The 26,489-nt window shown below is 34.3% G+C and carries 21 protein-coding genes; 5 read left to right on the forward strand and 16 right to left on the reverse strand.

The window, feature by feature from the left end:
* Positions 1-57: 57 nt before the first annotated feature.
* The 6 genes from CLV00_RS14920 to CLV00_RS14945 all read right to left on the reverse strand — a co-directional run bounded on the left by CLV00_RS14920 (position 58) and on the right by CLV00_RS14945 (position 9,450).
* Positions 58-2,169: an ATP-binding protein gene (locus tag CLV00_RS14920; RefSeq protein ID WP_099715925.1), complete on the reverse strand. Its 2,112-nt coding sequence runs from the start codon at positions 2,167-2,169 to the stop codon at positions 58-60.
* Positions 2,170-2,414: 245 nt separating this feature from the next.
* Positions 2,415-3,371: an aldo/keto reductase gene (locus CLV00_RS14925; protein WP_099715926.1), complete on the reverse strand. Its 957-nt coding sequence runs from the start codon at positions 3,369-3,371 to the stop codon at positions 2,415-2,417.
* Between the two features lie 171 nt (positions 3,372-3,542).
* The gene (locus tag CLV00_RS14930; RefSeq protein ID WP_099715927.1) at positions 3,543-5,084 is read right to left on the reverse strand and encodes an acyl-CoA carboxylase subunit beta; all 1,542 of its coding nucleotides are present in this window, start codon (positions 5,082-5,084) and stop codon (positions 3,543-3,545) included.
* Positions 5,085-5,135: 51 nt separating this feature from the next.
* Positions 5,136-6,575 carry an acetyl-CoA carboxylase biotin carboxylase subunit gene (accC, locus tag CLV00_RS14935; RefSeq protein ID WP_099715928.1) on the reverse strand — a complete coding sequence of 480 codons (1,440 nt, stop codon included), beginning with the start codon at positions 6,573-6,575 and terminating at the stop codon, positions 5,136-5,138.
* A 90-nt stretch (positions 6,576-6,665) separates the two neighbouring features.
* Entirely contained in the window at positions 6,666-7,151 is a 486-nt protein-coding gene (locus CLV00_RS14940; RefSeq protein WP_099715929.1) for an acetyl-CoA carboxylase biotin carboxyl carrier protein subunit, read from the reverse strand.
* Between the two features lie 100 nt (positions 7,152-7,251).
* Positions 7,252-9,450, reverse strand: a complete 2,199-nt coding sequence (locus tag CLV00_RS14945) for a radical SAM protein (protein ID WP_099715930.1) — start codon at positions 9,448-9,450, stop codon at positions 7,252-7,254.
* A gap of 244 nt (positions 9,451-9,694) precedes the next feature.
* On the opposite strand from CLV00_RS14945, the gene CLV00_RS14950 reads away from it, so the two are divergent.
* The 4 genes from CLV00_RS14950 to CLV00_RS14965 all read left to right on the forward strand — a co-directional run bounded on the left by CLV00_RS14950 (position 9,695) and on the right by CLV00_RS14965 (position 19,083).
* A complete protein-coding gene (locus CLV00_RS14950) occupies positions 9,695-12,727 on the forward strand; it encodes a sialidase family protein (protein WP_099715931.1) in 3,033 nt (1,010 codons plus the stop codon).
* Between the two features lie 257 nt (positions 12,728-12,984).
* Entirely contained in the window at positions 12,985-16,902 is a 3,918-nt protein-coding gene (locus CLV00_RS14955) for a T9SS type B sorting domain-containing protein (RefSeq protein ID WP_143394900.1), read from the forward strand.
* Positions 16,903-16,987: 85 nt separating this feature from the next.
* A complete protein-coding gene (bshC, locus tag CLV00_RS14960) occupies positions 16,988-18,577 on the forward strand; it encodes a bacillithiol biosynthesis cysteine-adding enzyme BshC (RefSeq protein WP_099715933.1) in 1,590 nt (529 codons plus the stop codon).
* 86 nt (positions 18,578-18,663) lie between these two features.
* A complete protein-coding gene (locus CLV00_RS14965) occupies positions 18,664-19,083 on the forward strand; it encodes a nucleoside-diphosphate kinase (RefSeq protein ID WP_091259031.1) in 420 nt (139 codons plus the stop codon).
* 145 nt (positions 19,084-19,228) lie between these two features.
* On the opposite strand, the gene CLV00_RS14970 is transcribed toward CLV00_RS14965, so the two are convergent.
* On the reverse strand, positions 19,229-19,525 hold the full coding sequence (locus tag CLV00_RS14970; RefSeq protein ID WP_099715934.1) for a DUF721 domain-containing protein: 297 nt from the start codon (positions 19,523-19,525) through the stop codon (positions 19,229-19,231).
* Positions 19,506-20,060, reverse strand: coding sequence for a hypothetical protein (locus tag CLV00_RS14975; protein WP_233206916.1), 555 nt, complete (start codon positions 20,058-20,060; stop codon positions 19,506-19,508). Before CLV00_RS14975 ends, CLV00_RS14970 begins: the two co-directional genes overlap by 20 nt.
* Before the next feature lie 135 nt (positions 20,061-20,195).
* On the opposite strand from CLV00_RS14975, the gene CLV00_RS14980 reads away from it, so the two are divergent.
* The gene (locus CLV00_RS14980; RefSeq protein WP_099715935.1) at positions 20,196-21,272 is read left to right on the forward strand and encodes a serine hydrolase; all 1,077 of its coding nucleotides are present in this window, start codon (positions 20,196-20,198) and stop codon (positions 21,270-21,272) included.
* A gap of 187 nt (positions 21,273-21,459) precedes the next feature.
* On the opposite strand, the gene ftsY is transcribed toward CLV00_RS14980, so the two are convergent.
* From ftsY to CLV00_RS15020, 8 genes are all read right to left on the reverse strand, one after another.
* A complete protein-coding gene (gene ftsY / locus CLV00_RS14985; protein ID WP_099715936.1) occupies positions 21,460-22,413 on the reverse strand; it encodes a signal recognition particle-docking protein FtsY in 954 nt (317 codons plus the stop codon).
* Positions 22,414-22,541: 128 nt separating this feature from the next.
* On the reverse strand, positions 22,542-22,694 hold the full coding sequence (locus CLV00_RS14990) for a DUF4295 domain-containing protein (protein WP_073370281.1): 153 nt from the start codon (positions 22,692-22,694) through the stop codon (positions 22,542-22,544).
* 74 nt (positions 22,695-22,768) lie between these two features.
* Positions 22,769-22,951 carry a 50S ribosomal protein L33 gene (rpmG, locus tag CLV00_RS14995; RefSeq protein WP_017495179.1) on the reverse strand — a complete coding sequence of 61 codons (183 nt, stop codon included), beginning with the start codon at positions 22,949-22,951 and terminating at the stop codon, positions 22,769-22,771.
* A gap of 27 nt (positions 22,952-22,978) precedes the next feature.
* Entirely contained in the window at positions 22,979-23,215 is a 237-nt protein-coding gene (gene rpmB / locus CLV00_RS15000; protein WP_024980263.1) for a 50S ribosomal protein L28, read from the reverse strand.
* 72 nt (positions 23,216-23,287) lie between these two features.
* Positions 23,288-24,541: a competence/damage-inducible protein A gene (locus CLV00_RS15005; protein ID WP_099715937.1), complete on the reverse strand. Its 1,254-nt coding sequence runs from the start codon at positions 24,539-24,541 to the stop codon at positions 23,288-23,290.
* Between the two features lie 58 nt (positions 24,542-24,599).
* Positions 24,600-25,304, reverse strand: a complete 705-nt coding sequence (locus CLV00_RS15010) for a hypothetical protein (protein WP_099715938.1) — start codon at positions 25,302-25,304, stop codon at positions 24,600-24,602.
* 226 nt (positions 25,305-25,530) lie between these two features.
* Complete coding sequence (locus tag CLV00_RS15015) at positions 25,531-25,875, reverse strand: Hpt domain-containing protein (protein WP_099715939.1); 345 nt, start codon at positions 25,873-25,875, stop codon at positions 25,531-25,533.
* Positions 25,875-26,486 (reverse strand): fumarylacetoacetate hydrolase family protein, encoded by a 612-nt coding sequence (locus CLV00_RS15020; protein WP_099715940.1) that lies wholly within the window; start codon positions 26,484-26,486, stop codon positions 25,875-25,877. The genes CLV00_RS15015 and CLV00_RS15020 overlap by 1 nt, the downstream gene beginning before the upstream one ends.
* Between the last annotated feature and the right edge of the window lie 3 nt (positions 26,487-26,489).

A 26,489-nucleotide genomic window follows, 5' to 3' on the forward strand; every position in this document is an offset into this window, starting at 1 on the left:
CTTTAGAAATCACTAAAGAGAGCACAATCAAAAGTATTCAATTAAATACCCTAAACTTTATTTATTGATTCCCATAAAAACAGCATCCAGCAACTCGAATACTTTTTCTTTATCCAATGGTTTTGTGATACAGTCCGTAAAACCAAATTGCATCATTTTTTCTCTATCTTCAAATGAGGAATAAGCGGTTTGGGCTACAACAGGAAGTTCTGGTTTTATTACTTTTATTTTTTCGAAAGCTTGATAGCCATCCAAAATAGGCATTTTTATATCCATAAACACCAAAGTAATATTCGGATTCTCTGTACATATATCTACTGCTTCTTGTCCGTTTTTAGCTCTTAGAACAGTATGATTTTTTGATTCAATAATTTTTCTCAAAAGCAAGAAATTAATGGTGTCATCTTCTGCAACTAAAATAATTTCATTGTCATAATTCCTGTAAAAAGATTTTACTTTTTTTGGTTTTATTGCTTTTACCGTTCGATCAAATTTTAATGGTATCGAAAATGAAAAAACGGAACCCTGTCCAATTGTGGATTTTACCTTTATTTCTCCACCTAACATTTCTACATAAGCTTTTGTAATTGACAAACCCAATCCTAGTCCAGATAATTCAACCGATCCATCGCCCTCAATTCTTCTAAATCTATCAAAAATTACTTTTAAATAACTTTCGCTGATTCCCATTCCTGAATCTTCAATCTTAAATTCTAAAACTTCTTTTTCTTTGTTTATTGAATATCCAAAAGCCACAAAACCTCTATCGGTAAATTTTAACGCATTAGTGATTAAATTAACTATAATCTGTTTCAGTTTTGTTTCATCCGTTAGAATATCCCCTTGAAGTTTCTCTGGATTTTCAAGAATATAAAATTGAATTTCTTTATCTTTAGGAATCGTGACTTTGATGGAATCATACAATTCTGTAATACACTTTTCTATATCTAATCCCTTATAATTAGGTATGATTTGCCTTGCATCAATTTTAGACATTTCAATAAGGTCTTCGATAATTGAAACCAGGTTACCACCACTATTTTTTATAATTTTCAAATATTCTAATCTCTCCTCTTCTTCTAATTTTGCATCATGAAGTAAATCACTGAATCCCATTATGGCATTCATGGGTGTTCTGATTTCATGCGATAAATTTGCCAAAAAAGATGATTTTAATGTATCGCTTTCTTCTGCTTTTTGCTTGGAAATTTCTAATTGTTTCCGCTGATTGCTGTTTTCTTCAAATAGGTTTCCAATGTATCCAAATTCTCCATCAGATCTTTTTAAGCTGTTTATGGAACTTATATTTCCCGTTTCAAGAATGCTTTTTATTAACTTTAATGGATTATAAACCCATCGTTTCGTGTAATAAACATAAACAAAAATGTTAATCAAGGAAACCAGAACAACAATAAAAAGAATCTCTTTTGTGTTCGTATAATTTAAATTGAAAGGTCTTTTAAAAAGCAATCTGGCTACAACTTCATTTTTCCAATCTTTTAAATCTAAACCTACAATAACAAAATCATCTTCATTTGCAATTACATAATCGCTTGACACTAAATTAACTTTTGAACTGCTTATGTTCCCTAAAGCACTCATAAATGATTCGTCTAAAAGTCTGGCCATAAAAAAATAACCGGAAGGCTTGGTTTTATTCTTTTTAGGATCATTTGAAGGGTGAATTGTAGCTCCAAAAACCTCAACAATACCTTCTGGAATTTTTATATAAAATCTTTTAAGTTTAGATTTATAAAGCACTGACATCATCTCTTTTGGGATAAAATCAAAGTTTTTAATCTTAGAAGAAACTGTCTTATTGATTAGTTTTTGATCTAAACCATAAATACCAATGTAATCAGCTTCATACGATTCAAATTCCCTTAAAATATATTTATTATACCACTTTTCGTCTTTTGTATTTGTAAAATGGACTAACTCGTCCCAGTAGGTAACATCAATAATAGTGGCTGTAGGCGTTTTGGAATTAAGTCTAAACAAAGACTTCACTTCTTTATCGTATTGATTATAAGTGATTTTGTAAAAATGACTTTCTTCTTGAACAGTATAAAGATAAAGCGAGATGTAAATTAGAAAAAAGAAAATACTTGTCGAAATTATCAACAATAGTAGTTTAGAATACGTATTTAAATTAATCAATCTCTTCATGGAATACACTCAAATATAAAAGAAAAACCAAAACACAGTTTCCGTTTTTGTAAGATATATCACTTTTTTTTCTTTGGCGCAAGTTAATCTTTTTTATCATAAAAAAAAACTCCATCGATTTAAGCCAATGGAGTCCATTGCAATAAAGGTTTATTTATCAACGATATACTTTTACAAAAACCATCAAACCTTGATTTCTGGCTCTACAAAATATTTATTTTCACTTTTCGTTCAAACTTTTCTAACTATCTCAAAATATTCTCAATCTCAAATAATTCGGCTGTAGAGAAATCCAGATTTTGTAAACTGTCAATATTATTTTTTAATTGACCAACAGAACTGGCACCTATCAAAACAGAAGTGATTCGGCTATCTTTTAACAGCCAAGCTAAAGCCATTTGTGCCAATGATTGATTTCTTTGTTGTGCAATAGCATTCAGTTGAATGATTTTTTGGATTCTTTCCTCTGAAACTTCATCTGTTTTTAAATGACCATTTGGATTAAAAGCTCTTGAATTTTCTGGAATCCCTTTCAAGTATTTATCCGTTAAAAGTCCTTGTGCCAAAGGCGAGAAAGCAATACAACCCACTCCCTTTTCTTCGAGAACATCTAGCAATCCCGCTTCAGGCTCTCGCACAAACATCGAATATTTTACTTGATGAATCAAGCAAGGCGTTCCCAATCGTTTCAAGATTTCAGTAGCTTCCTTAGTTTGTTCCGTATTATAATTCGAAATCCCCGCATACAATGCTTTTCCGCTTCGCACGGCATAATCCAAAGCCATCATGGTTTCCTCCAAAGGCGTTTCAGGATCAAAACGATGCGAGTAGAAAATATCTACATATTCCAGATTCATGCGCTTCAAACTCTGGTCTAAACTCGACAACAAATATTTACGGGAACCCCAGTCGCCATAAGGACCATCCCACATAGTGTAACCGGCTTTAGTAGTAATCACGATTTCATCACGTAGGTTTCCCCGGAAATTATTCTTTAGGATTTTTCCAAAATTAGTTTCTGCTGAACCCGGAACCGGACCGTAATTATTAGCCAAATCAAAATGGGTAATTCCTTCATCAAAAGCTGCTTTGACAATGTCTTCTCCATTTTCAAAACTATCCACTGAACCGAAGTTATGCCATAATCCCAAAGAAATTTGTGGCAGTAACAAACCACTTTTTCCACATCTGTTGTATTTCATTTAGTTGTTTTTTAATCTAATTCTAGTTTAATTTTTTTAGTCAGCTGCGAAAGATACAAAATGTCAAATTATACTAAAAAAAACACCTACCGGTTTTTTAAACTTTAAATACAAACTACAATAAATCAAAAAACCACCTGATGAAGGTGGTTTTTCAATTCTTATAAAATACTATAAAGGAATATTTCCGTGTTTTCTATTCGGAGTCACACTAACTTTATTTTCGAGCATACTAAATGCTTTTATCAGTTTGCGTCTGGTGTCTTGCGGTAAGATTACCTCATCTACAAAACCGCGTTGTGCTGCTGTGTAAGGATTCGCAAACAAATCAGCATATTCAGCTTCTTTTTCTAGGAGTTTTGCTTCATGATCTTCGGCTTCGTTAATTTCTTTCTTGAAGATAATTTCAGAGGCTCCTTTGGCTCCCATCACCGCAATTTCGGCAGTTGGCCAAGCAAAATTCATGTCGGCACCAATGTGTTTCGAGTTCATTACATCATACGCACCTCCATAAGCTTTACGTGTAATTACGGTCACTCTCGGTACGGTTGCTTCGCTTAAAGCGTACAATAATTTCGCACCATGAACAATGATTCCGTTCCACTCTTGATCGGTTCCCGGTAAAAATCCCGGTACATCCACCAAAACCAATAACGGAATATTAAAACAATCGCAAAAACGGGTAAATCGAGCTGCTTTTTTCGAACTGTTCACATCGAGACAACCCGCTAAAATCATCGGTTGGTTCGCTATAATCCCAATGCTTTTTCCTCCCAATCTGGCAAAGCCAATAAGGATATTTTCGGCATAATTTTTATGAATTTCAAAAAACGAATCTTCGTCAATAATTCCACCAATCACCTCGTGCATGTCGTACGGTTTATTGGGATTATCGGGAATTATCGTTGCTAATTTGGTTCGAACTTCATCATTTAGTTCGTAAGGTAAATTGTGTGCTTTTTCTTTATTGCTTTGTGGCAAATAACTCAACAAGCGTTTCAAATCTTCCAGACATTCCACATCATTGGTCGAGGTACAATGCGCGACACCAGATTTAGTAGAATGCGTACTTGCACCACCTAATTCCTCTGAAGTTACCGTTTCATTGGTTACGGTTTTTACCACATTTGGTCCTGTTACAAACATGTAACTGGTATCTTCAACCATCATCGTAAAATCAGTCATGGCTGGAGAATACACAGCTCCACCAGCGCAAGGCCCCATGATAGCCGAGATTTGTGGAATTACTCCCGAAGCTTGTACGTTTCTATAAAAAATATCGGCATAACCGCCCAAAGAACGAACACCTTCCTGAATACGTGCTCCACCAGAATCATTCAATCCAATCATTGGCGCACCCATTTTGACTGCCATATCCATAATTTTACAGATTTTCTCAGCATGGGTTTCGGATAATGAACCACCAAAAACCGTGAAATCCTGTGCAAAAATATAAACCAATCGCCCGTTTATGGTTCCGTATCCAGTAATGACTCCATCGCCATAATACATTTCAGTTTCCATTCCAAAATCAGTTGTCCGGTGGGTTACCAGCATCCCAATTTCTTCAAATGAACCTTCATCCATCAAATAATTAACACGCTCTCTTGCCGTTAGCTTTTTATTCGAATGTTGTTTTGCTATTCTATTTTTACCTCCACCTAAATGAGCTTCGGCAATTTTATCGTTTAATGTACTTATTTTGTCTTTCATACTATTCTTTTTTTAACCGCTAATTCGCTGATTTTATTTAAAACCATTATTTTAATGTAGTAAGCGTACGATTTTTTGATCTTCAAAATACTGTTTCAACGCTACCAAAGCAGCGATTTCAGCTTCTTGCTCCATTTGTTTTTTCAACACATCGGCATTGTAATAGTTTTTTACAAAATGCGTGTCAAATTTTCCGGAACGAAACGCCTCGTGTTCAAAAACAAATTTTCCGAAAGGCAACGTTGTCTGCACACCTTCCACACGATAGTCTTCAATAGCCTTTATCATAATTTGAATAGCCTCTTCACGGGTTTCGCCATAAGTGATTAATTTGGCCAACATCGGATCGTAATAAATGGGAATATCCATCCCTTGCTCAAAACCATTATCCACACGAATTCCTTCACCAACAGGTAATTGATACACATCCAAATGCCCTACACTCGGTAGGAAATCATTCATCGGATCTTCAGCATACACACGCAATTCCATCGCGTGTCCTTTTATTCTCAAATCTTCTTGTTTGATTGTCAATGCTTCTCCTCTTGCCACTCTTATTTGCAGTTCGACTAAATCGGTTCCAGTAATCCATTCTGTAACGGGATGTTCAACCTGCAAACGCGTGTTCATTTCCAAGAAGTAGAAATTATTATTTTCGTCCAATAAAAACTCAACGGTTCCAGCCCCTAAATAATCACAGGATTTAGCCACCAAAACAGCAGCTTCACCCATTTTTTTACGTAATTCCGGTGTTAAAACGGAAGAAGGCGCTTCTTCTATCACTTTTTGGTGACGACGCTGGATGCTGCATTCTCTTTCGAATAAATACAACACATTACCATGACTGTCAGCCATCACCTGAATTTCGATATGCCTTGGCGAGCCAACATATTTTTCGATAAAAACAGAACCGTCTCCAAAAGCAGCAATTGCTTCACTGATGGCACGATCCATTTGAGATTCGAAATCAGCTTCGCTTTCTACCACACGCATTCCTTTTCCACCACCTCCTGCAGAAGCTTTAATCAGTATAGGAAAACCAACTTCCTTGGCAATGACTTTTGCTTTTTCGACATCAGTAATGGCTTCGTCAAAACCGGGAACCATTGGAATATTGTATTGCTTAACGGCATCTTTTGCCGCTAGTTTACTTCCCATGATTTTTATCGCTTTCGACTTTGGACCAATAAAAATAATGTTGTTTTTCTCTGCTTCTTCAGCAAAATCAGCATTCTCACTCAGGAAACCATAACCGGGATGAATGGCGTCTACGTTTAAAGATTTCGCAACCTCTATGATTTTACTTCCCAATAAATAGGATTGACTTGAAGGGGCTTCTCCAATCCAAACGGCTTCATCAGCAAATTTTACGTGCGGTGCATTTCTATCGGCAGTAGAATAAACTGCCACGGTTTTAATGCCCATTTTTTGTGCGGTTTTCATCACCCTGATGGCGATTTCCCCTCTATTGGCAACTAATATTTTTTTCATATTTAATAAGACTAAAAGAATAAAGACCGCTTCGCTGCAAGAGCAAAGAAATATAAATTCTTGGTTCTTTTTATCTTGTATCTTTTATCTCTACTCGAATTCAATTAACAACTGTCCTTTATCCACGGCATCTCCCATCACTACCGAAATGGTTTTGATAACGCCATCTCGCGGAGAAAGAAAACTGTTTTCCATTTTCATGGCACCCAAAATAATCAGGTTGTCATTCTCTTTTACAGTTTGACCAACCACAACACTGATTTCTAGAATCAATCCGGGCATAGGTGCTTTGATAAAATTGACTTGTTTGGTAAGTCCCGTTTCGAATCCCATTTCCTTAATCAAAATATCCAAAGGATTTGAAATGGCAACGGTATACGTGTTGTTGTTTACCTTGACGGTGTAGTTTTTTTGAAGAAAATCAGAAGTGATGATTTCCGCTTGATAAGGAGTGTTTTCGTGTAAGATATGGAACTTATTCGTTTCCACACGAACTGCATCCAGTTGTGAAACACTTTCCTTTTCCAAATCAAAATGAAAAGTGTCGTTTACATTAACTTTATAACCAATACTCATTTGTTTCTATTTTAGAATCGTAAAAATAAGTAAAAGAAAACGTTTTCGTAAAGCTAAAATTAAGTTTTATGCTAAATAGGTATAGTTTAGGTAGAAAAATTTATAACACTAATAATCCAAATTCTCTAAGAGTTTTAATTGGTTTGGAGTACCAAAACAATTCGAAGTCCTCCAGATGTGATTCGAAATCAGCTTTAACTTCTTGGTAATTATAAATTTTAGCATTCGAAACAGAGATTTTCTGTAACATTTCTACCAACCATTCCCCTTCCTTTTTATTCGTTTGAATACTGAAACTTTCTTTTTTATCATGGAAAGTCAAAGTCATCATTTCCCAAGAATTCCCTTTTTTGGATTTGGTAAAATGTTCTGTAAATGGCTTCCCGCCTAACCAAACGATTTTTGCTGTAGGCTTGATGTTGAAATCATCGTCTTCTTGCAAAGCGTCAAAAATAAAATCAGGGGAAATTTTAGTTTTTGGAATTTTAAACTCAAACCAATCCTGCAACTCATAATCAAAACAGATTCCGTGCATAAAATTGAATAAGGATTTCTTGAGTCCAAAACTGAACTTATCATGATCGATTCCTGTGGAATCGGTATAATTAATATCGTTATTGGCGAAAGCTCCAATCGCTTCGGTTTCTTTTATCACACCGAATTTCTCTGGATACAAGCCAACAGGACTATGCGCGGTCATCGCAAACTGATGCCAAAATCCGGATTGTAATACACCTACTTCAAATAATTGACGAACCATTTCCAGACTGTCCACGGTTTCCTGAATGGTTTGCGTAGGGTAACCATACATCAAATAGGCATGAACCATAACGCCAGCTTCGGTGAAATTTCGGGTGACTTTCGCCACTTGTTCGACAGTTACGCCTTTGTCAATCAGTTTTAATAATCTATCGGAAGCCACTTCGAGTCCGCCAGAAACTGCTATACAACCAGATGCTTTTAGAAGTAAACATAAATCTTTAGTAAAACTTTTTTCGAATCGAATGTTCGTCCACCAAGTCACTGCTAATTTTCTGCGAAGGATTTCGAGTGCGAGTGCGCGCATCAAAGCTGGAGGCGCCGCTTCATCAACAAAATGAAATCCGTTCTCGCCCGTTTGAGCAATCATTTCCTCCATTCGGTCGCACAATAAATTGGCCGCAACGGGCTCATATACTTTTATATAATCCAAAGAAATATCACAAAACGTACATTTCCCCCAGTAGCAACCGTGCGCCATAGTGAGTTTATTCCAGCGTCCGTCACTCCACATTCGGTGCATTGGATTCACAATTTCGATAACCGAAATGTATTTATCCAAAAGCAAATCAGAATAATCGGGAGTTCCCACTTGCGATTGTTTGTAATCGTGTTTTAGAGAATTATTTTTATAAACTACTTTCCCCTCTTCCAACAGAAAAGTTCTTTTATAGGAATTGTAATCTTTATTTTCAATATTGGAAATTAACTCTTCAATTGGCATTTCACCGTCATCCAATGTAATGAAATCGAAAAACTCAAACACTCGAGCATCCGAAAGCGAACGCAATTCGGTATTCGGGAAACCACCGCCCATTGAAATTTTAATATTAGGATAATTTTTTTTCACCCATTGGGCGGAACGAAAAGCCGAATATAAATTCCCTGGAAACGGAACCGAAATCAAGAATAATGTAGGTTGAATAGTTTCTATTCTCTCTTTTAGAATCGAAAGAAGTAAATTATCAATGTAGGTTGGTTCTTGTTGCAAGGCTTCATACAATTCGTCAAAAGAATTCGCAGATCGTCCCAAACGTTCTGCATAGCGGCTGAAACCAAAATTAGCATCAACACATTCAACTATAAAATCAGAGATGTCTTCAAGGTACAATGTAGCTAAATGCTTTGCTTTGTCCTGTGTTCCCATAGTTCCAAAAGCCCAATCGAGTTCTTCCAATTGCGCAAATCGGGATGCTTCCGGCAAAAAATCCTCCTGACAAATTTGAAGTGCCAATGTTGGATTTTTTCCTTGAAGGAAAGCAATAACTGGATTGATCGTTTTTAGATATTCATCTTGTAAAGCGAGAATACGTTTAGAATTGTCTGAGATTTCTCCAACTTTAAACTCTAAACTTCCAACGGTAAATAAACTTTGCAAACCTTCTTTCGAAAACAATTTCAAAATCACTTCGATACCCAAATCCGCTTGAACAGACGCAATATTTTTGGTATTCAGAAACCCTTTGATATAAGCAGTTGCCGGATACGGGGTATTCAGTTGGGTAAAAGGAGGCGTAATTAAGAATAATTTGGTTTTCAAAAGAAATAAGTTTTGTGCAAAAATAAGGGATAATTATTGTTTTTCAACAAAAGAAACAACTTGCAGTTATTCGAGTAAAATTGCGTAATTAATCACGTAATTAATTGAATTAAATCTCTCGAAAAACAATGTCATTTCTACATTTTGACACTTACCATTTCAAATATAAAATTCATACAAAAATTAATATCTTTCAAGCTAAAACCCTGATTTTTTATTTACTTTTGTGTACAAAATTCCCACAATGAAGCTTAAAATCCTACTGCTGTTTATTTTATTTCACCAATGTGTTGTTGTTTTTTCTCAAGAAACAAATCCAAACTCATCCAATAAAATTTTATTGGAAGATAAAAATGGTCATTTAATTCAAACTTTGGATGAGCAAAACGAGTTTTTGAAAATTAGGGAAGAAAAAAGGAAAAAAGAAATCCTGAATTTAAAAAAAGTAAATCTGAATTTAAAAACAACAGCTACACAACAAGCTGTAGAAATGTGCACTAATGGAAGTTTCGAACAATATGAAACTATCAGTGGGAGTAGTTCCCTCAAGAATTTTCTTTATACCATAGGTGATCCTCCTGGACCAACGCAATGCCAATCTATTTCCAATACCGCCAATTCATACATCAATCGGTATGACCCTAATAATATGAATATTATGGCGACTGGTGTATCTTCAAATTTAGTTGATCCTTATATGGGAGATATAAAAGCATTCGATCAATACGCCCTTAAAATTAATCATGAGAACTCATCTACTTATGGCTCTATTGTTCAAGGTAAAAGGTTTAAAACTAATAATGAAAATTATCTAAAATTCAACTACAAAGCAGTATTACAAAGTGTATATGACAATAGTCACACTGACAATCAGGCATTTGTAAAAGCAAGGATTTTAGATAAAAACGGGGTTGTCGTAAATGAATTTTGTTTGGTCGGTGACGAAAAAAATTGCATTTTCACCAAAGTTCCGAGTCAAACTTCTTCTTATGTCACTTTGTATACTGCCAATTGGCAATCTGGAATACTGGATATTTCATCTATACCTAACAATGAAGAATTTACCGTGGAATTTATGGCTTCAAGATGTGGATTGGGTGGACATTTCGGATATATGTATGTAGATGATATTTGCTTACTGCATTCTACAGAAAATTTACAAGGATCTGTAGAACTAGATCCTTTGGATAAAGTTTGCCCTAGTTTACCTATTTCCGTGTGTGGAAATTATACCATTCCTAATTCTGGCGGAATTTCTTCATCTGTAAAAAAAATCACTTTAAATGTTTATAACAGTAATAACGTATCCGTTTATAGTACATCTACAACCTCTAGCTTAGACACAACAAATAAAAAGTTTTGTTTTACACTTAATGCCACTGATTTTCCAAATAGTACCAATGCCAATTATAATGTTGGAGTACAAGTAGATTATGATATTTCTGGAACTTCTTGTGCCGGAACTACATTTAATTCGGCCACAGATCCTGATGCGAATTCTGGTTGGGATATTTCTTTTTTAAATTGTACTTCAAGTTGCAACATTAATGTAACAACAGCAAAGATATCTCAATGTGATGCAAGTCATGACGGGAGTGAAAATTTTGATTTATCTAAATTAAATTCTTTGGTGGTAACGTCTACTACAGGTTTAAGTTTTAGTTATTACAAAAATTACAATGATGCGGAAGCCAACTTGAATGCAATTGCCAATTTTACAAGTTATCCAAGTTCAAGCACTTCTATTTTTGTTAGAGTGAGTAAAGATGCCACTTGCTACAAAATAATTTCTGCAAGTTTAGAGGTAAGAAATCCAACGGCAAATATTACTGGTATTTTAAATGTTTGTTCAGGAAGCACTGTATTAACAGCTTCTTCAGGATCATCCTATCTATGGAGTACAGGAGGCACTTCGCAAAGCATTGCAGTAACTTCGACAGGAAATTATTCTGTTACTGTTACTGATTCTTTTGGATGCAGTAGCGATGCTAGTGTTTCTATAGAAGCTAGCCAAACTGCTGTTTCGCCAATTTTGCAAATCACTCAACCCTCGTGTTTTTCTACCACAGGAAGTATAAAAGTAACTTCAGCTGCATCACAATATAGTTTTGACGATGGTTCAACTTGGAGTACAAACGACACAAAGAGTAATTTAAATCCTGGAACGTATTTAGTGAAAATAAAAACCATAAATGGATGTACTTCTTATGCTCAAAGTGTAACCATTACAGCTGTCTCAACTTCATATCCAAATTATAACTATACTAATCCTTTATTTTGTGGGGATGTAGGTAGTATTACTATTACGACGCCATCTGCATATTATAGTTTTGATGATGGTGTAACTTGGGTAAATTATGCTACTGCCACCAATCTTTCACCAGGGAATTACAAAATTCGTACAAAAGATTTACAAGGTTGTATTTCTTCGGCCAACAATGTACTTATTAGTAGCAATACACTAGAAACTCCAACTTATACTACCATACAGCCTGCTTGTAATGTAACAGGAAGCATTACCATTAATACTATTTCAGATTTTTATACTTTTGATGGAGGTACAACTTGGGTTACAAGCAACACCATTAGCAATTTAAGCTCCGGAAGCTATTCTTTAGGAATAAAAAATGCTTTAGGTTGTACTTCCTATTATACCTATGTTTATTTAAATGATTTTCAATATTCCTATCCTGAATATACTACAGAGCAACCCGTTTGTGGAAGCAATGGAAGCATTACTATTACTACAGTTGCAGATTCCTATAGTTTTGATAATGGTGTAACTTGGACTAGCAATAACGTAGCAAATTTAACCTATGGAAACTATCCCGTAAAAGCAAAAAATAGTGCAGGATGTATTAGCGCTGCCAATTATGCTTATTTATATCAACCTTACTTATATCCACCAATTATTAGCATAGAACAACCAACCTGTGGTGTAAACGGAAAAATCACTGTTAATTCATTATCAGATTTTTACAGCTTTGACAATGGAGTAACTTGGACAACCCTCAATAATAAATCATTGCCTCCAGGGTATTACAACATAATTATAAAAAATAGCATTGGTTGTACTTCCTATCCAACTGGTGTTTATTTAAACAATCCAGATGTAGCGGCGCCTACTTTTACTGTCATTCAGCCAACTTGTACTACTGCAGGAAGTATTGCAATAAATACAATTGCAGATTTTTACAGCTTTGATGGGGGTATACTTGGGGAACCACACCTACATTATCAAATATTAATTCTTATGGATATTACAACATTTCTATAAAAAATAGTTTAGGATGCGTATCACAGAATATAGGTATTCCGATTAATAACCCTAGTCTTCCAGACCCAGATTATACCGTTACTAATCCAAGTTGCGGAAATATTGGTAATATTACATTCAACAGCACTGCAGATTACTATAGTATAGATTATGGTGCAACCTGGAGTACCAATACTATTTTTAATAATTTAAGCCCAGGATATTACTATCTATTGGTAAAAAAAGCGGATTGTACATCCAAATATATTTCTGTTTATTTGGATTCAGCTCATTTAGCACCACCAAAATACACGATCGTTCAACCAGTTTGTGGTACAAAAGGCTCCATCACCATCACCACTACTGCAGATTTGTACAGTATAGATGGACAAACTTGGGTTACAAGTCCTGTTTTTACCAATCTTTCTTCTGGCTATTATTACCCTTCCATAAAAAATGCCCAAGGTTGTATTTCTAACTCGAATTCTGCAAATCTTCAAACTTTTTACCTTCCTAATCCTACTTTTACAACAACACAACCCACTTGTGGAAACGGAGGAAGCATAACTTTTACTACTACTGCAACACAATACAGCATAGATGGAGGTAATACATGGAATACCAATCCTGTCTTCACTAATCTTAATTCTAGTTCTTATTATTTAGTGGTAAAAAATGCTGCTGGATGTACTTCTTATCCTTATAATACTTACACAAATTTAAATCCATATTATTTGCCAAATCCCGATTTCACATTCGTCCAACCAACTTGCGGTACCAATGGAAGCATTACTATTGCAACAGTTGCAGATTCATATAGTTTTGATGGCGGTAGTACTTGGACAACAAACCCCACCCTTTCTGGACTAACGTCGGGATATTACAATATTGTTATAAAAAATGCAACTGGCTGCAAATCTTATGGAATACCAATATACATTAACCCTTTTTATCTTCCGAATCCAAATGTAAAAGTGATACAACCAAGTTGTGGAAATGGAGGAAGTATTACCATCACTACTCCTGCTGATCAGTATAGTTTTGATGGAGGCACAACTTGGACTACCAATCCTATTTTACTTAATCCTACATCATCATCCTATACTATTGTTATTAAAAATACGACTGGTTGCAAATCACAGTCGCAATACTACTACATTAATAAATATTATTTACCCACGCCAAATGTAACTTCCATTCAGCCAACTTGTAGTTCTCCTTCTGGAACTATAATAATAAATACTATTGCAGATCAATACAGTTTTGATAATGGTGTAACTTGGACTACAAATCCCATAAAGAAAAATCTAGCTGGCGGTTCCTATAATATAGTAATAAAAAACACATTAGGTTGTATCTCTTACGGCAGTTATGCCTATATTAATACACCGCCTGCCATTCCTCCAGCACCCGCTGTACAGATTGTTCAGCCCTCTTCATGCGGAGCAACTGACGGTAGCATAACTATAACTACAACTGCACTAAGTTATAGTTTCAATGATGGAAACAGCTGGACAACAAATCCAACAAAAATAAATGTAGGAGCTGGTACGTACATTATTAAAATCAAAACAAATTCTTATAGTTGCGAATCATCAACAACAGTTGTAAATTTAAGTTCAGGCACTACAATTGCTGCTCCTGCTCATACTTCAACCCAGCCGAATTGTAGCTCAGCAAAAGGTTCTATTACTATTACTACAACTGCTGCAACATATAGTTATGACAATGGATTAACCTACGTTTTTTCGAATACAAAAACGGATCTTTCTCCAGGAATTTATTTTATAAAAATTAAAAATTTAGCTGGTTGCGTTTCGGATGCTGCCACAGTCACTATTTCAACATTATCTGCACTTCCAGCCCCTACCTACAAAGCAAGTCAACCAGATTGTACCAACTTTTCAGGATTACTATCCATCGATACCGTTGCCGATTTATATAGTTTTGATAACGGAATCACGTTTGGAACTTCAAACACAAAATCCAATGTAGCACCAGGAACATATAATTTAATGATTAAATATAATTCTGGTTGTATTTCTCTTAGCGCACCCGTTACCATAGATGCTGCTCCCACAATTCCAGCAGCACCACAAGTTGTGGTTACAAATCCTATTGGTTGCACATCATCAACAGGTAGCATTATGGTTTCTACTGTTGCAAATCTATATAGTTTTGATGATGGTGTAACTTGGAATACGAGCAATACTGCTAGTTTATCTCCAGGAAATTATTTAATCCGAATAAAATATACAAATGGTTGCCCTTCGATTGCCTATGCTGCAACCATCAATACACCTCCAAACGCACCTTCAACTCCAACTTTAAACGTTTCTCAACCTGTGAGTTGTAGTAATCCGTTTGGTTCTATTTCCATTACAAGTGCCGCTTACCACTATAGTTTTGACAATGGCGCAAATTATTCGACCAATCCAATTTCAGGAAATTTAGCAGCTGGAACCTATTTAGTTCGGGTTAAAAATAGTAGCGGTTGCGAGTCTGTAGCATTATCTGTAAAAATTAATGCTCCAACTGATTATCCAGTAAATCCTGCATTTACAACTATTCAGCCAGACTGTAATAATCTTAAAGGAACTATTACAATTACCGATATTGCCGCAGAATATAGTTTTGACAATGGAGTTACTTGGAAAACAAATACAATGCAATCAAATCTTGATCCTGGAACATATTATGTAAAAGTAAAAAACAGCATTGGCTGTATTTCAAATGCTACAACAGTTATACTAATTCCTTTTACAAATTTTACTCCAAAACCTACATTAACAAATCCTCAAACCTTCTGTATCCAACAAAATGCAACTTTAAATGAGATTTCAATTACAGGACAAAACATAAAATGGTATGATACTTTGACCAATGGAAGTTTATTAACGAACACAACTTTATTACAAAATAACACAACTTATTATGCTTCGCAAACCATTAATGGCTGCGAAAGCGAAAGAATTCCTGTCTTAATTAACATTAAAAATACTTCTGCTCCAACAGGAAATTCAAATCAAAATTTTTGTTCCAGTCAAAATCCAACTTTAAATACTATTGTAGTTTTAGGAACTGCGATAAAATGGTATAATAGTCTTGGAGTTCTTTTGTCTAGTTCAACTCCTTTACAAGATGGTGAGACATATTATGCTTCGCAAACAGAAAACAGCTGCGAAAGTCCTAATAAACTAGCTGTTACAATCACTTTAATAAACACTTTGCCCGCAAATAATTATGAAGAATTATTTTGTGATGATTTGAATGATGGTTCTGAAAAAGTAAATTTATCAGACTATAATTCGAAGCTAATTTCAAATACTTCAGGATATACATTTTCTTATTATTCAACTAGTTCAGGAGCAGAAAATCAATTGGCTGCCAATCAAATCACTAATTTTTTAAATTACAACTTAGTCGTAGGTGACAACAAAATCTACGTTCGAATCAATTCGAATACGCCTTGTTATGCTCTTGTTGAATTGAAATTAACTCTTTTATCAAAACCAATTATTTCAATTCAGGACATTGTACCCATTTGCGAAAACAATACTATTATAATACATGCAGATGCCGGTTATGACAGCTATTTATGGTCAACTGGAGAAACAACACCATCGATAATGGTATCTAATCCTGGTAATTTTTCAGTAACAGTAACCAATAATTACAGTACAATTTCTTGTTCCAATACAAAGAATTTTGAGGTAAAAAAATCAAATATTGCAACAATTACAGCTATTGAAACTAAAGACTGGACTGATAATGAGAATATAATCACCGTTTTTGCATCAGGTGAAGGTGATTTCGAATATTCAATTGACGGTATTCTTTTTCAGGATAGCAATCAATTTTCGGCATTGTATAGTGGTGAATATACTGTACATGTCAGAGATAAAAATGGTTGTGGAACAGCTACTGATGCAGTCTTTTTATTAATGTATCCAAAATATTTCACACCAAACGGAGATGGTTTTAATGACACTTGGAATATTAAATTTTCAGAACTAGAAACCAACTTGACTGTAAAAATATTTGACCGTTATGGAAAATTATTAAAAGTACTAATCCAAAATGGAGCTTGGAACGGAACTATGAATGGGCACGAACTGCCATCAGATGATTATTGGTTTATTGCAACCAGAACTGATGGAAATGAATATAAAGGTCATTTTACTTTAAAGCGATAATTACTATTTTCCTAAACATATCTTAAACCAAAAAAACATAACTTTACTTTTTCTTACTTTAGCGACAAATTTAGAAACTCAAAACATGCCAACCGACTGTATCAGCTATCAGAATTCAGGATATTTTTCTACTTTAATGAATGATTATTTAGAGGAAAAAAGCAATCTTCAATCTTTATACCATCATTTTCCGAATCTTCAAAACTTTGGATCACAAATTCAGGAGAAAAAAGCGAATTTTAATGATACATCCAGAGCTACTTTAGTTTCTGTTTTACAAAAACAATATGCTACAGTTGAAAATTCGGCTTTAACAAATCAAAATATTGCCGCTTTAGCCAATTCCAATACATTTACCGTTACTACTGGTCATCAGTTGAATTTATTCAGCGGACCATTGTATTTTTTATACAAAATTATTTCGACCATTAATTTAACAACCGAATTAAAATCGAAATATCCTGATTCAAATTTTGTCCCAATTTATTGGATGGCAACGGAAGATCATGATTTTGAAGAAATCAATTATTTTAATTTTAAAGGCAAAAAATTCCGTTGGAACAAAGAAAGTACAGGTCCCGTTGGCCGATTGTCTACTGAAGGTTTAGCTGATTTCCTTGAAGTATACGCACTGGAATTAGGTTCCAGTACAAATGCAAATACGCTCAAAAAACTGTTTGAAGATTCTTATCTTAATCATGATAATTTAGCCGATGCTACTAGATTTTTGGCTAATGCACTTTTTAGTGCGTATGGTTTAGTTATTTTGGACGCAGATGATCAGGATTTGAAACGCAACTTCATTCCTTTTGTAAAAGAAGAATTGCTTCATCAATCCTCCCATAAATTGGTATTGGAAACCGCCGAAAAACTAAAAGACTATACCATTCAAGTAAATCCTCGTGAAATCAATTTGTTTTATATTGAAGATAATTTACGCGAACGCATCATTTTTGAAAACAATACCTACAAAGTAAATCATACAAAAATTGAGTTTTCTGAAAGTGAAATTTTATCACTTTTAGAAAATCATCCTGAAAAATTCAGTCCTAACGTGATAATGCGTCCGTTGTATCAAGAAGTGATTCTCCCTAATCTATGCTACATCGGCGGAGGTGGAGAAATCGCATATTGGTTAGAACTAAAATCCTTTTTTGCTGCAGCAAAAATAACTTTCCCAATGCTGTTGCTTAGAAACTCTGTGCTATTGGCTACCGAAAAACAAGCTAAAAAAGCAGACAAACTAAATTTGAGTTGGAAAGATTTATTTTCAAAACAAGCCGATTTAGTAAATACTAAAACCACAGAATTCTCGGATTTCCCAATCGATTTAACGCATTTGAAAGAACAATTGCAAAAACAATTTAGTGCGCTTTATGAAGTAGCGAATAAAACAGATGAATCCTTCATTGGAGCTGTAAAAGCGCAGGAAGTAAAACAAATTAAAGGATTAGAAAATCTAGAGAAACGCTTGCTGAAAGCACAAAAAAGAAAGTTAAGCGATATTTTACAACGCATTACCGACTTGCAAAACGAATTATTTCCTAACCAGAGTTTACAGGAACGTCAAACTAATTTTTCAGAATTTTACCTAGAAAACGGCGACAATATTATTCCAACATTGATCGAACAGCTCAAACCACTGGACAACAAATTCGATATTATTGTACTTTAATCAGATTACGGTTATTTGAATGCCGAATTTGTAAAAATAATCAATAAAAAAATACTATTTTTGCACAAAATTTAAAAAACAAAAAAATGGCTACTAATAGAACATTTACAATGATCAAGCCTGATGCTGTTGCTAACGGACACATCGGAAACATACTTGCAATGATTACTAATGCAGGTTTCAAAATCGTTTCTTTGAAATTAACGCAATTAACTATTGCTGATGCTCAAGCATTTTATGAAGTTCACGCTGCAAGACCTTTCTACGGTGAATTAGTAGAATTCATGTCAAGAGGACCAATTGTTGCTGCTATTTTAGAAAAAGATAACGCTGTTGAAGATTTCAGAACTTTAATTGGTGCTACAAACCCAGCTGAAGCTGCTGAAGGAACTATCCGTAAAGCATACGCAACTTCTATTGGAGAAAATGCAGTTCACGGTTCTGATAGCGATGAAAATGCAGCTATCGAAGGTGCATTCCATTTTGCTGGAAGAGAGCAATTTTAATTTATGATTGAAGATTAACGATTTTTGAATTAAGATTTAGAAATCCTATAAATAGAAAATCCCGTTTCAAAATTGAAACGGGATTTTTTTATATCAAAAATCTGAAATCTGAAATCTAAAATCGTTAATCAACAATCTAAAATCATTACCTCAAAACCACATCTTTCACCACATCACGTCTTAATTCCTCATTAATCATAGCTACAATTTTAGATCTGCCGTGACTTAATTCTTCTCTTAATACTGAAGAGCTCAACTCCACATACAAAGTGCTTCCTTTCAAAACTACATTTTTAGTGTAATTATTCACGCCATTCCCCATAAGATTTTTCCACGCATCTTTAACATCAATTTGATCCATTCCGGGTTGAAGTTTATTCACTTGGATAATTTGTTTCAAAACATCCCCTATCGTACTTTGATTATTCAGCCTTTTTGCCATCGCCCAGTAAATTTATTGGTGTTGCTTTCTTATAATGATATTCCATTTTGTCCTTGTTCAGCAATACTAATTCTTCCTCTGACAAAGCAATTAACTCCTCACTCCATTTCATATAAGATGTGGAATAATCCAAAAATACTTTATCATCGGCAAATCGCACCGCAACGTTTTCATATACATCATTCACCAAAAAAGTTCCGTCCAATTGTGGCATCACTTTCTTCCGAATCCCTTTATTGTCGCTTATTTTAAAAAAATCATAACTTTCATTCATGCCATAATCCTTGTCTTTCCCAGCATCAAAAACAACTTTTTCAATTTCCCAATATCCGTTTATTTTAGAAATGTCTGCAGGCTTAATCTTTTGCTGACACCCCACAAAAAGGAATGCTATAAAAAAAATGCTAAGTGTGTTTTTCATATAATTATTATTCTTAGGAGCTAATTCCTGCTGTACGCTATATCTTTTTCTTGCCATTCTTCCTTTCGTCAGAATAGCAAGAAAAAGGATGCCGCTTCCATCAGGGCTAGTCAATTCGGGTTAAATCTCGTTTGTTCTAAATACAAAGTTACTCTTATTAAATTCAAAGAAAACAAAAATAGTAGAAACCCATTAAACTATTTTCTATATTTTTGGTCTTAAAGGAATTAGAAACAAATCAGTAGCAAGATGTCAAAAATAATCTACAGTCTCCTCATCCTAATATTTTGCAGTAGCTGCAGTTCCGAAACTACGGAACCAACTCCCACTCCTACACCTGCAGAGACAATCTATTTTCCACCTTTAACAGGCACAACTTGGGAAACAAAATCTATTGCGAGTTTAGGTTGGAAGCAATCCGCCGTGCAGCCGTTATTGGATTATTTGGCACTCAAAAATTCAAAATCTTTCATAATTCTTGTCAACGGAAGAATCGTAATGGAAAATTATTTCAACGGTCATGATGCCAATGCTTTTTGGTATTGGGCAAGTGCCGGTAAAACACTAACATCAACTGTAACGGGAATTGCACAACAAGAAAACCTGATTAACATCAACAATAAAGTTTCACAATACATAGGAACTGGCTGGACTAGCCTGCCTTTAGCAAAAGAAAATTTGATTACAAACAAACATCTACTCAATATGACTTCCGGATTAGATGACAGTACGGATGATGTTGATCCAGTGAACCTAAAATACAAAGCTGACGCAGGAACGCGTTGGGCGTACCATAATGTCTATGTGAAATTGCAGGATGTGATTGCGCAAGCCAGCGGTCAAACTTGGAATTCCTATTTCAATACCAAATTGAAAGATAAAATAGGAATGGATGGAGCATGGTTTCAGTTAGGTAATAATTCTGTTTATGGAAGTAATACTCGTTCTATGGCACGCTTTGGTTTGTTAATCTACAACAAAGGAAAATGGGAAAGCAATGCCATAGTGAATGAAAACTATTTAAATGAAGCTACAAATACTTCACAAACCATAAATATGGGATACGGTTATTTATGGTGGCTGAATGGAAAATCAAGTTACCATTTACCACAAAGTCAACTGCAGTTCAATGGTAGTTTAATACCAACAGCTCCAGCCGATATGTATATGGCATTAGGCAAAAATGACCAAAAAATCTATGTCATTCCCAGCAAGAAAATGGTCGTTATCAGAATGGGAGATGTTGCAAATCCAGATAATCCAACTTTTGCTTTATCCGATTTTGATGAAACATTATGGCAAAAAATTAGTGCTTTATACCAATAGATTTACTTGGTTTTCAAACGTCTCATAAAACCTAAAACAAAAAAAACCAACCCTATTATCAACAAAAAATAATAAAAACCAAGACTTTTATCTCGAACAATATTTGCCAATATAAAAGAAATGATGCTCACTAAATAAAGATACATTGGAGGTGTATTTTTTAAAGAAGAAAAATCCATTCTAATTATTATTTAAAAAAACTATCTACAAACTCATACTTATTAAAAACCTGAAGATCTTCAATCCCTTCACCAACACCAATATATTTCACCGGAATTTTAAATTGATCTGAGATTCCTATTACAACGCCACCTTTTGCAGTTCCGTCTAGTTTTGTAACTGCTAAACAAGTAACCTCAGTAGCTGCTGTAAATTGTTTTGCTTGTTCAAAAGCGTTTTGACCGGTTGAACCATCCAAAACTAATAATACATCATGTGGTGCATCACCAACAACTTTTTGCATCACTCGTTTTACTTTGGTCAATTCGTTCATTAAATTAATTTTATTATGCAAACGACCTGCGGTATCAATTATAACAATATCGGCATTTTGCGCCACTGCTGACTGCAAGGTATCAAAAGCTACCGAAGCCGGGTCACTTCCCATATCCTGACGAACAATAGGAACTCCTACTCTATCCGCCCATATTTGCAACTGATCGATGGCTGCGGCACGAAAAGTATCGGCTGCACCAAGAACCACATTATAACCTGCTTTTTTAAACTGATAGGCTAACTTACCAATGGTAGTCGTTTTCCCAACTCCATTAACTCCTACCACCATTAAAACATAAGGCTTAGTCTGAACTGGAATTACAAATTCAGTAGCTTCACCAGTATTTGTCTCTGATAATAAAGCCGCAATTTCTTCTCTAAGAATTTGATTGAGTTCCTCTATACCAAGGTATTTATCTGAAGCAACACGATTCTCGATTCTGGTAATTATTTTTAATGTCGTATTTACACCAACATCTGAGGCAACAAGGATTTCCTCTAAATTATCTAAAACTTCATCATCAACTTTTGACTTTCCGGCAACAGCTTTGGTTAACTTCGAAAAGAAATTTGTTTTTGATTTTTCAAGACCTTTGTCTAATGTTTCTTTTTTCTCTGATGAAAATATTCTTTTGAAAAAACTCATTGTATAAATAGTATTAAGAATGAAGTATTTAAGTCCATAGAACCAATACGTTTTTCTAACGGTAAATATAGAAAATAAAAAAGCTACTTCCGAATGAAAGTAGCTTTTCTATATAATGTGATTGCTAATTATTTCTTTTTCAAGAATTCATCAACAGCTTCAGGAGCCATAATAGATTCTACGAATGTATATGCACCTGTTTTTGGAGATTTCACCATTTTGATGGCTTTTGATAATCTCTTAGAAGATGTTTGTAACGATGCTACGGTTTTCTTTGCCATGATTCAAATGTTATTTAAATTTAAATAAAATCTTCAAATGTTACCATTTAAGATTTTATCAAAATCTCTAATTATTACTTAATTTCTTTGTGAACAGTTACACGTTTCAAGATTGGATTAAATTTTTTAATCTCTAATCTATCTGGTGTATTTTTTTTGTTCTTTGTTGTTATGTATCTTGAAGTTCCTGCAACACCCGAAGTCTTGTGCTCAGTACATTCTAAAATTACCTGGATTCTATTACCTTTCTTTGCCATCTTGCTATTTTTTTATTTTGGAATGGATTATTTAATAAATCCTTCTGACTGCGCTTTTTTCAAAACTGCAGCGATTCCATTTTTATTAATTGTTTTTATCGTAGATGCAGCTACTCTTAGAGTAATCCATCTATCTTCTTCTGGAAGATAAAAACGCTTTTTAACTAAGTTTACAGAAAATTTTCTCTTAGTTTTGTTCATAGCGTGAGAAACGTTATTTCCTACCATCGCTCTTTTACCTGTAAGGTCACAAACTCTTGACATTATACTTATCTTTTATCGTTATTCAAAATCAGGGTGCAAAGAAAAGAAAAATAAACCTATTAAGCAACAAATTTACTGCACATTTTTTAAAATTTCTTTCTGTAATAGTTCTAAACTTTTAATTACAGCTCTATCTATCACTTTTTCACGGGGTTGACCAAAATTAAATTCTTCAACAATTACTTCACTTGGCGTTGCCAATGCAATAAAAACTGCTCCAACTTCTGCATTTGAGTCTCCTTTTGATGGTCCAGCGTTTCCGGTTGTCGCAATTGCATAGTCCGTTTTCATCATGTTTTTTATATTCAAAGCCATCTCCGAAACTACCGCTCTACTCACAACAGAATGTTCTTTTATGAGACTTTCCGAAACACCCAAAACATCAATTTTAGCAGCAGTCGCATATGAAACAACACCTCCTTTAAAATACTTTGAAGCCCCGGAAACTGATGTCAATACTGCTGCAATTTTACCTCCGGTACAACTCTCAGCGGTGGAAATCGTTTTATTTTGCTTTGTAAGCATTTTTCCTACTACAACTTCCAAGGTTTCATCATCATCAAAACCCACGATAATATCATGGATTATCACATCCAGCGAATTTACATTTTCTTCGAGAGCGGCTTCTAATTTTTCTTTGTCAGTGCCACGGGCAGAAAGACGCAAACGAACTCTTCCCGGTGCAGGCAAATAAGCCAACTTAATAAATTCAGGAAGGTTATTTTCCCAATCCTCTATTCGTTCGGCAACCATGCTTTCACCTTGTCCGTAAGTGAGAATTGTTTTATGGATAATATAAGGGCGTTTATATTCCCGAACTACTTTTGGGATAATTTCATGCTCCACTAAATACTTCATTTCATAAGGAACTCCGGGAAGCGAAATAAAAACTGTGTTTTCCTTTTTCATCCACATTCCTGGCGCAGTACCTACTTGATTGTGAAGCACCGTACATTTTGAAGGAACCAGTGCCTGATCTTTATTGATCTGCGTAATTGTTCGCTTGTAGAAACCTTCTATAAGTTGCGTAACATGGGCCAGCACTTTTTGGTCTACAATCAATTCATCTTCAAAATAATCACAAAATGTTTTTTTGGTAATATCATCTTTTGTTGGCCCTAAACCTCCAGTTATAATCACCAAATCGACTTTGTTTTGAAGTACTGCAAACGTATCTAAAATGTGTTTTTTATTATCACTAATCGAAATCATTTCGTTTATTTCAACACCAATCTTATCTAATGATTTGGCTATAAAACCAGAATTCGTATCGACAATTTGACCTATTAAAATTTCGTCACCAATGGTAACTATGGTTGCTTTCATTTTTCTGATTTAGGAATTTAGAAGTTTCTAAAATTTAAAAGTATTACAATTTAGATGATTATTTAATTATCAACCTAGGCCCTAATGGCTTACCAGTATTACAATTTTCAGGAATAATGAGGTATTTATTGATTTTTACAAATTGTATCAATTTATAAACAAACAAATATTTCTTACTATTATAACTCATCGTATAACTTTCTTTTACAATCCCATTGGGGATATTTTTACCGTTTTCTCTGCTATCAAAGGATCCTGAAAATACAAGTAGGGGAAGATGGAATTCTGTATTGTTTTCTATAATATAATTCGAAATTCCACGATTATACTTCCTCGAATTTGCAGTTTTATGATACTTCATTGTATAATTTTGATGATAAATACCATTAATCAGCGTATCCCTTTTATTGATAATATCAAACATACTTCCGTCATACTTTTCTTTAACCATTAAATAATGTATACTCTCACACAATAATGATATGGTTTCTGCTTTAAAAAAATCATTTTTATCAATTATCGAAACACTATGAGTACCATTCCTATCTCTAAAATTCATAGCAAAATTCAACTTATCTTCTTCGTAAACTAAACAATCATAAGTATCGTCTTTAGAATTAGTTAAAAGATATCGTTTCTCTACTTTTGAAGTTTGATTTGCCTGAAACTTATACTCAATAATATAGTCAAAAAAATATTTTTTTTGACTATATATATTGATAGAAGACAATAAAAATAGCAGGAGTATTATTTTGTATTTCATATTTGCCTTTTAGACCAAAAAACAATTCTATGGTAGTTTTTAAAAATACGCTATAGTTAAATGAAAGTATTCATTTGTAGTTTGCGTGAGGGATAATAGTGAAAATCCTCTCTCGTTTTTTAACGAGAGAGATCACTTTACCTAATAATTATTTTCATAGGAGTTCAGTGAACTTAGTTTGTAACGGATAGCCCGACCCGCTTTTTCAGCGGGTCACGCCCCAATATTACAAATCGAAATCTTTTTTGATTTCTTTGATAGCGTCATTAACTTGGTTTTTTACGCTCTTAAAAGTTTCTTTGATGTCTTTCTTTTTACCTTCGGCTTTGGTCCAGGCTTCGATTTGAAGAATCTCCTCAAAAGCCACGTTTAACCCCATTAAATCAAGCGTAGGTTTTATCTTGTGCGCATAAGCATAAGCGTGCTTATGGTCTTTCTTTTTTATTCCTTCTTTGATTTGCACTAAATCATCTGGAACTTCGGTAACAAACAATGTCAAAATTTCATTTACAAATTCTGCATCGTTGTCTGAAAGTGCGTACACTTTTGAAAGGTTGTAGTTTATAGCCATTATTTTACTTGTATTCTAAAGAGTTGTTGTCCTTCTAAAAATCCTTCCAAAACGTCATCTGGCTTTACAGCAGCTACTCCTTCTGGAGTTCCTGTAAAAATAATATCTCCAATTTTTAGGGTAAAAAACTGAGAAACGTATGAAATTAGCTCGTCAATTTTCCACAACATATGACTGGAATTACCCTTTTGTACCGTTTTATTGTTGTTGGTTAATTCAAAAGTAATATTTTCTAATGAACTAAATTGATTTTTTGGTAAAAATTCACCTATAACTGCCGAGCCGTCAAATGCTTTTGCTTTTTCCCAAGGCAAGCCTTTTGCTTTTAATTTCGCCTGTAAATCACGTGCCGTAAAGTCAATTCCAACACTAATTTCGTCATAATATTTATGCGCAAACTTAGGCTCGATGTATTTACCAACTTTATTTATTTTGACAATAATCTCAATCTCGTGATGAATATCCTCCGAAAATTCCGGAATCACAAATGGATGCTGCTTTAATAAAACGGCCGAATCCGGCTTCATAAAAACAACAGGTTCTGTTGGTCTTTCGTTCTGTAATTCTTCTATATGATTGGTGTAATTTCTACCAATGCAGATTATTTTCATTTC

It is taken from the genome of Flavobacterium sp. 11, from assembly GCF_002754315.1.
Lineage (GTDB): Bacteria > Bacteroidota > Bacteroidia > Flavobacteriales > Flavobacteriaceae > Flavobacterium > Flavobacterium algoritolerans.

What these genes read in the sequence shown, in the direction of transcription:
- CLV00_RS15015 (WP_099715939.1), bottom strand. Translation starts at nt 25,875, where the DNA reads ATGGCTATAAACTACAACCTTTCAAAAGTGTACGCACTTTCAGACAAC.
- CLV00_RS15010 (WP_099715938.1), bottom strand. Translation starts at nt 25,304, where the DNA reads ATGAAATACAAAATAATACTCCTGCTATTTTTATTGTCTTCTATCAAT.
- CLV00_RS14920 (WP_099715925.1), bottom strand. Translation starts at nt 2,169, where the DNA reads ATGAAGAGATTGATTAATTTAAATACGTATTCTAAACTACTATTGTTG.
- CLV00_RS14990 (WP_073370281.1), bottom strand. Translation starts at nt 22,694, where the DNA reads ATGGCAAAGAAAACCGTAGCATCGTTACAAACATCTTCTAAGAGATTA.
- CLV00_RS14940 (WP_099715929.1), bottom strand. Translation starts at nt 7,151, where the DNA reads ATGAGTATTGGTTATAAAGTTAATGTAAACGACACTTTTCATTTTGAT.
- rpmB (WP_024980263.1), bottom strand. Translation starts at nt 23,215, where the DNA reads ATGTCAAGAGTTTGTGACCTTACAGGTAAAAGAGCGATGGTAGGAAAT.
- ftsY (WP_099715936.1), bottom strand. Translation starts at nt 22,413, where the DNA reads ATGAGTTTTTTCAAAAGAATATTTTCATCAGAGAAAAAAGAAACATTA.
- CLV00_RS14970 (WP_099715934.1), bottom strand. Translation starts at nt 19,525, where the DNA reads ATGGCAAAAAGGCTGAATAATCAAAGTACGATAGGGGATGTTTTGAAA.
- bshC (WP_099715933.1), top strand. Translation starts at nt 16,988, where the DNA reads ATGCCAACCGACTGTATCAGCTATCAGAATTCAGGATATTTTTCTACT.
- CLV00_RS14980 (WP_099715935.1), top strand. Translation starts at nt 20,196, where the DNA reads ATGTCAAAAATAATCTACAGTCTCCTCATCCTAATATTTTGCAGTAGC.
- CLV00_RS14930 (WP_099715927.1), bottom strand. Translation starts at nt 5,084, where the DNA reads ATGAAAGACAAAATAAGTACATTAAACGATAAAATTGCCGAAGCTCAT.
- rpmG (WP_017495179.1), bottom strand. Translation starts at nt 22,951, where the DNA reads ATGGCAAAGAAAGGTAATAGAATCCAGGTAATTTTAGAATGTACTGAG.
- CLV00_RS14950 (WP_099715931.1), top strand. Translation starts at nt 9,695, where the DNA reads ATGAAGCTTAAAATCCTACTGCTGTTTATTTTATTTCACCAATGTGTT.
- CLV00_RS15005 (WP_099715937.1), bottom strand. Translation starts at nt 24,541, where the DNA reads ATGAAAGCAACCATAGTTACCATTGGTGACGAAATTTTAATAGGTCAA.
- CLV00_RS14925 (WP_099715926.1), bottom strand. Translation starts at nt 3,371, where the DNA reads ATGAAATACAACAGATGTGGAAAAAGTGGTTTGTTACTGCCACAAATT.
- CLV00_RS14965 (WP_091259031.1), top strand. Translation starts at nt 18,664, where the DNA reads ATGGCTACTAATAGAACATTTACAATGATCAAGCCTGATGCTGTTGCT.
- CLV00_RS15020 (WP_099715940.1), bottom strand. Translation starts at nt 26,486, where the DNA reads ATGAAAATAATCTGCATTGGTAGAAATTACACCAATCATATAGAAGAA.
- accC (WP_099715928.1), bottom strand. Translation starts at nt 6,575, where the DNA reads ATGAAAAAAATATTAGTTGCCAATAGAGGGGAAATCGCCATCAGGGTG.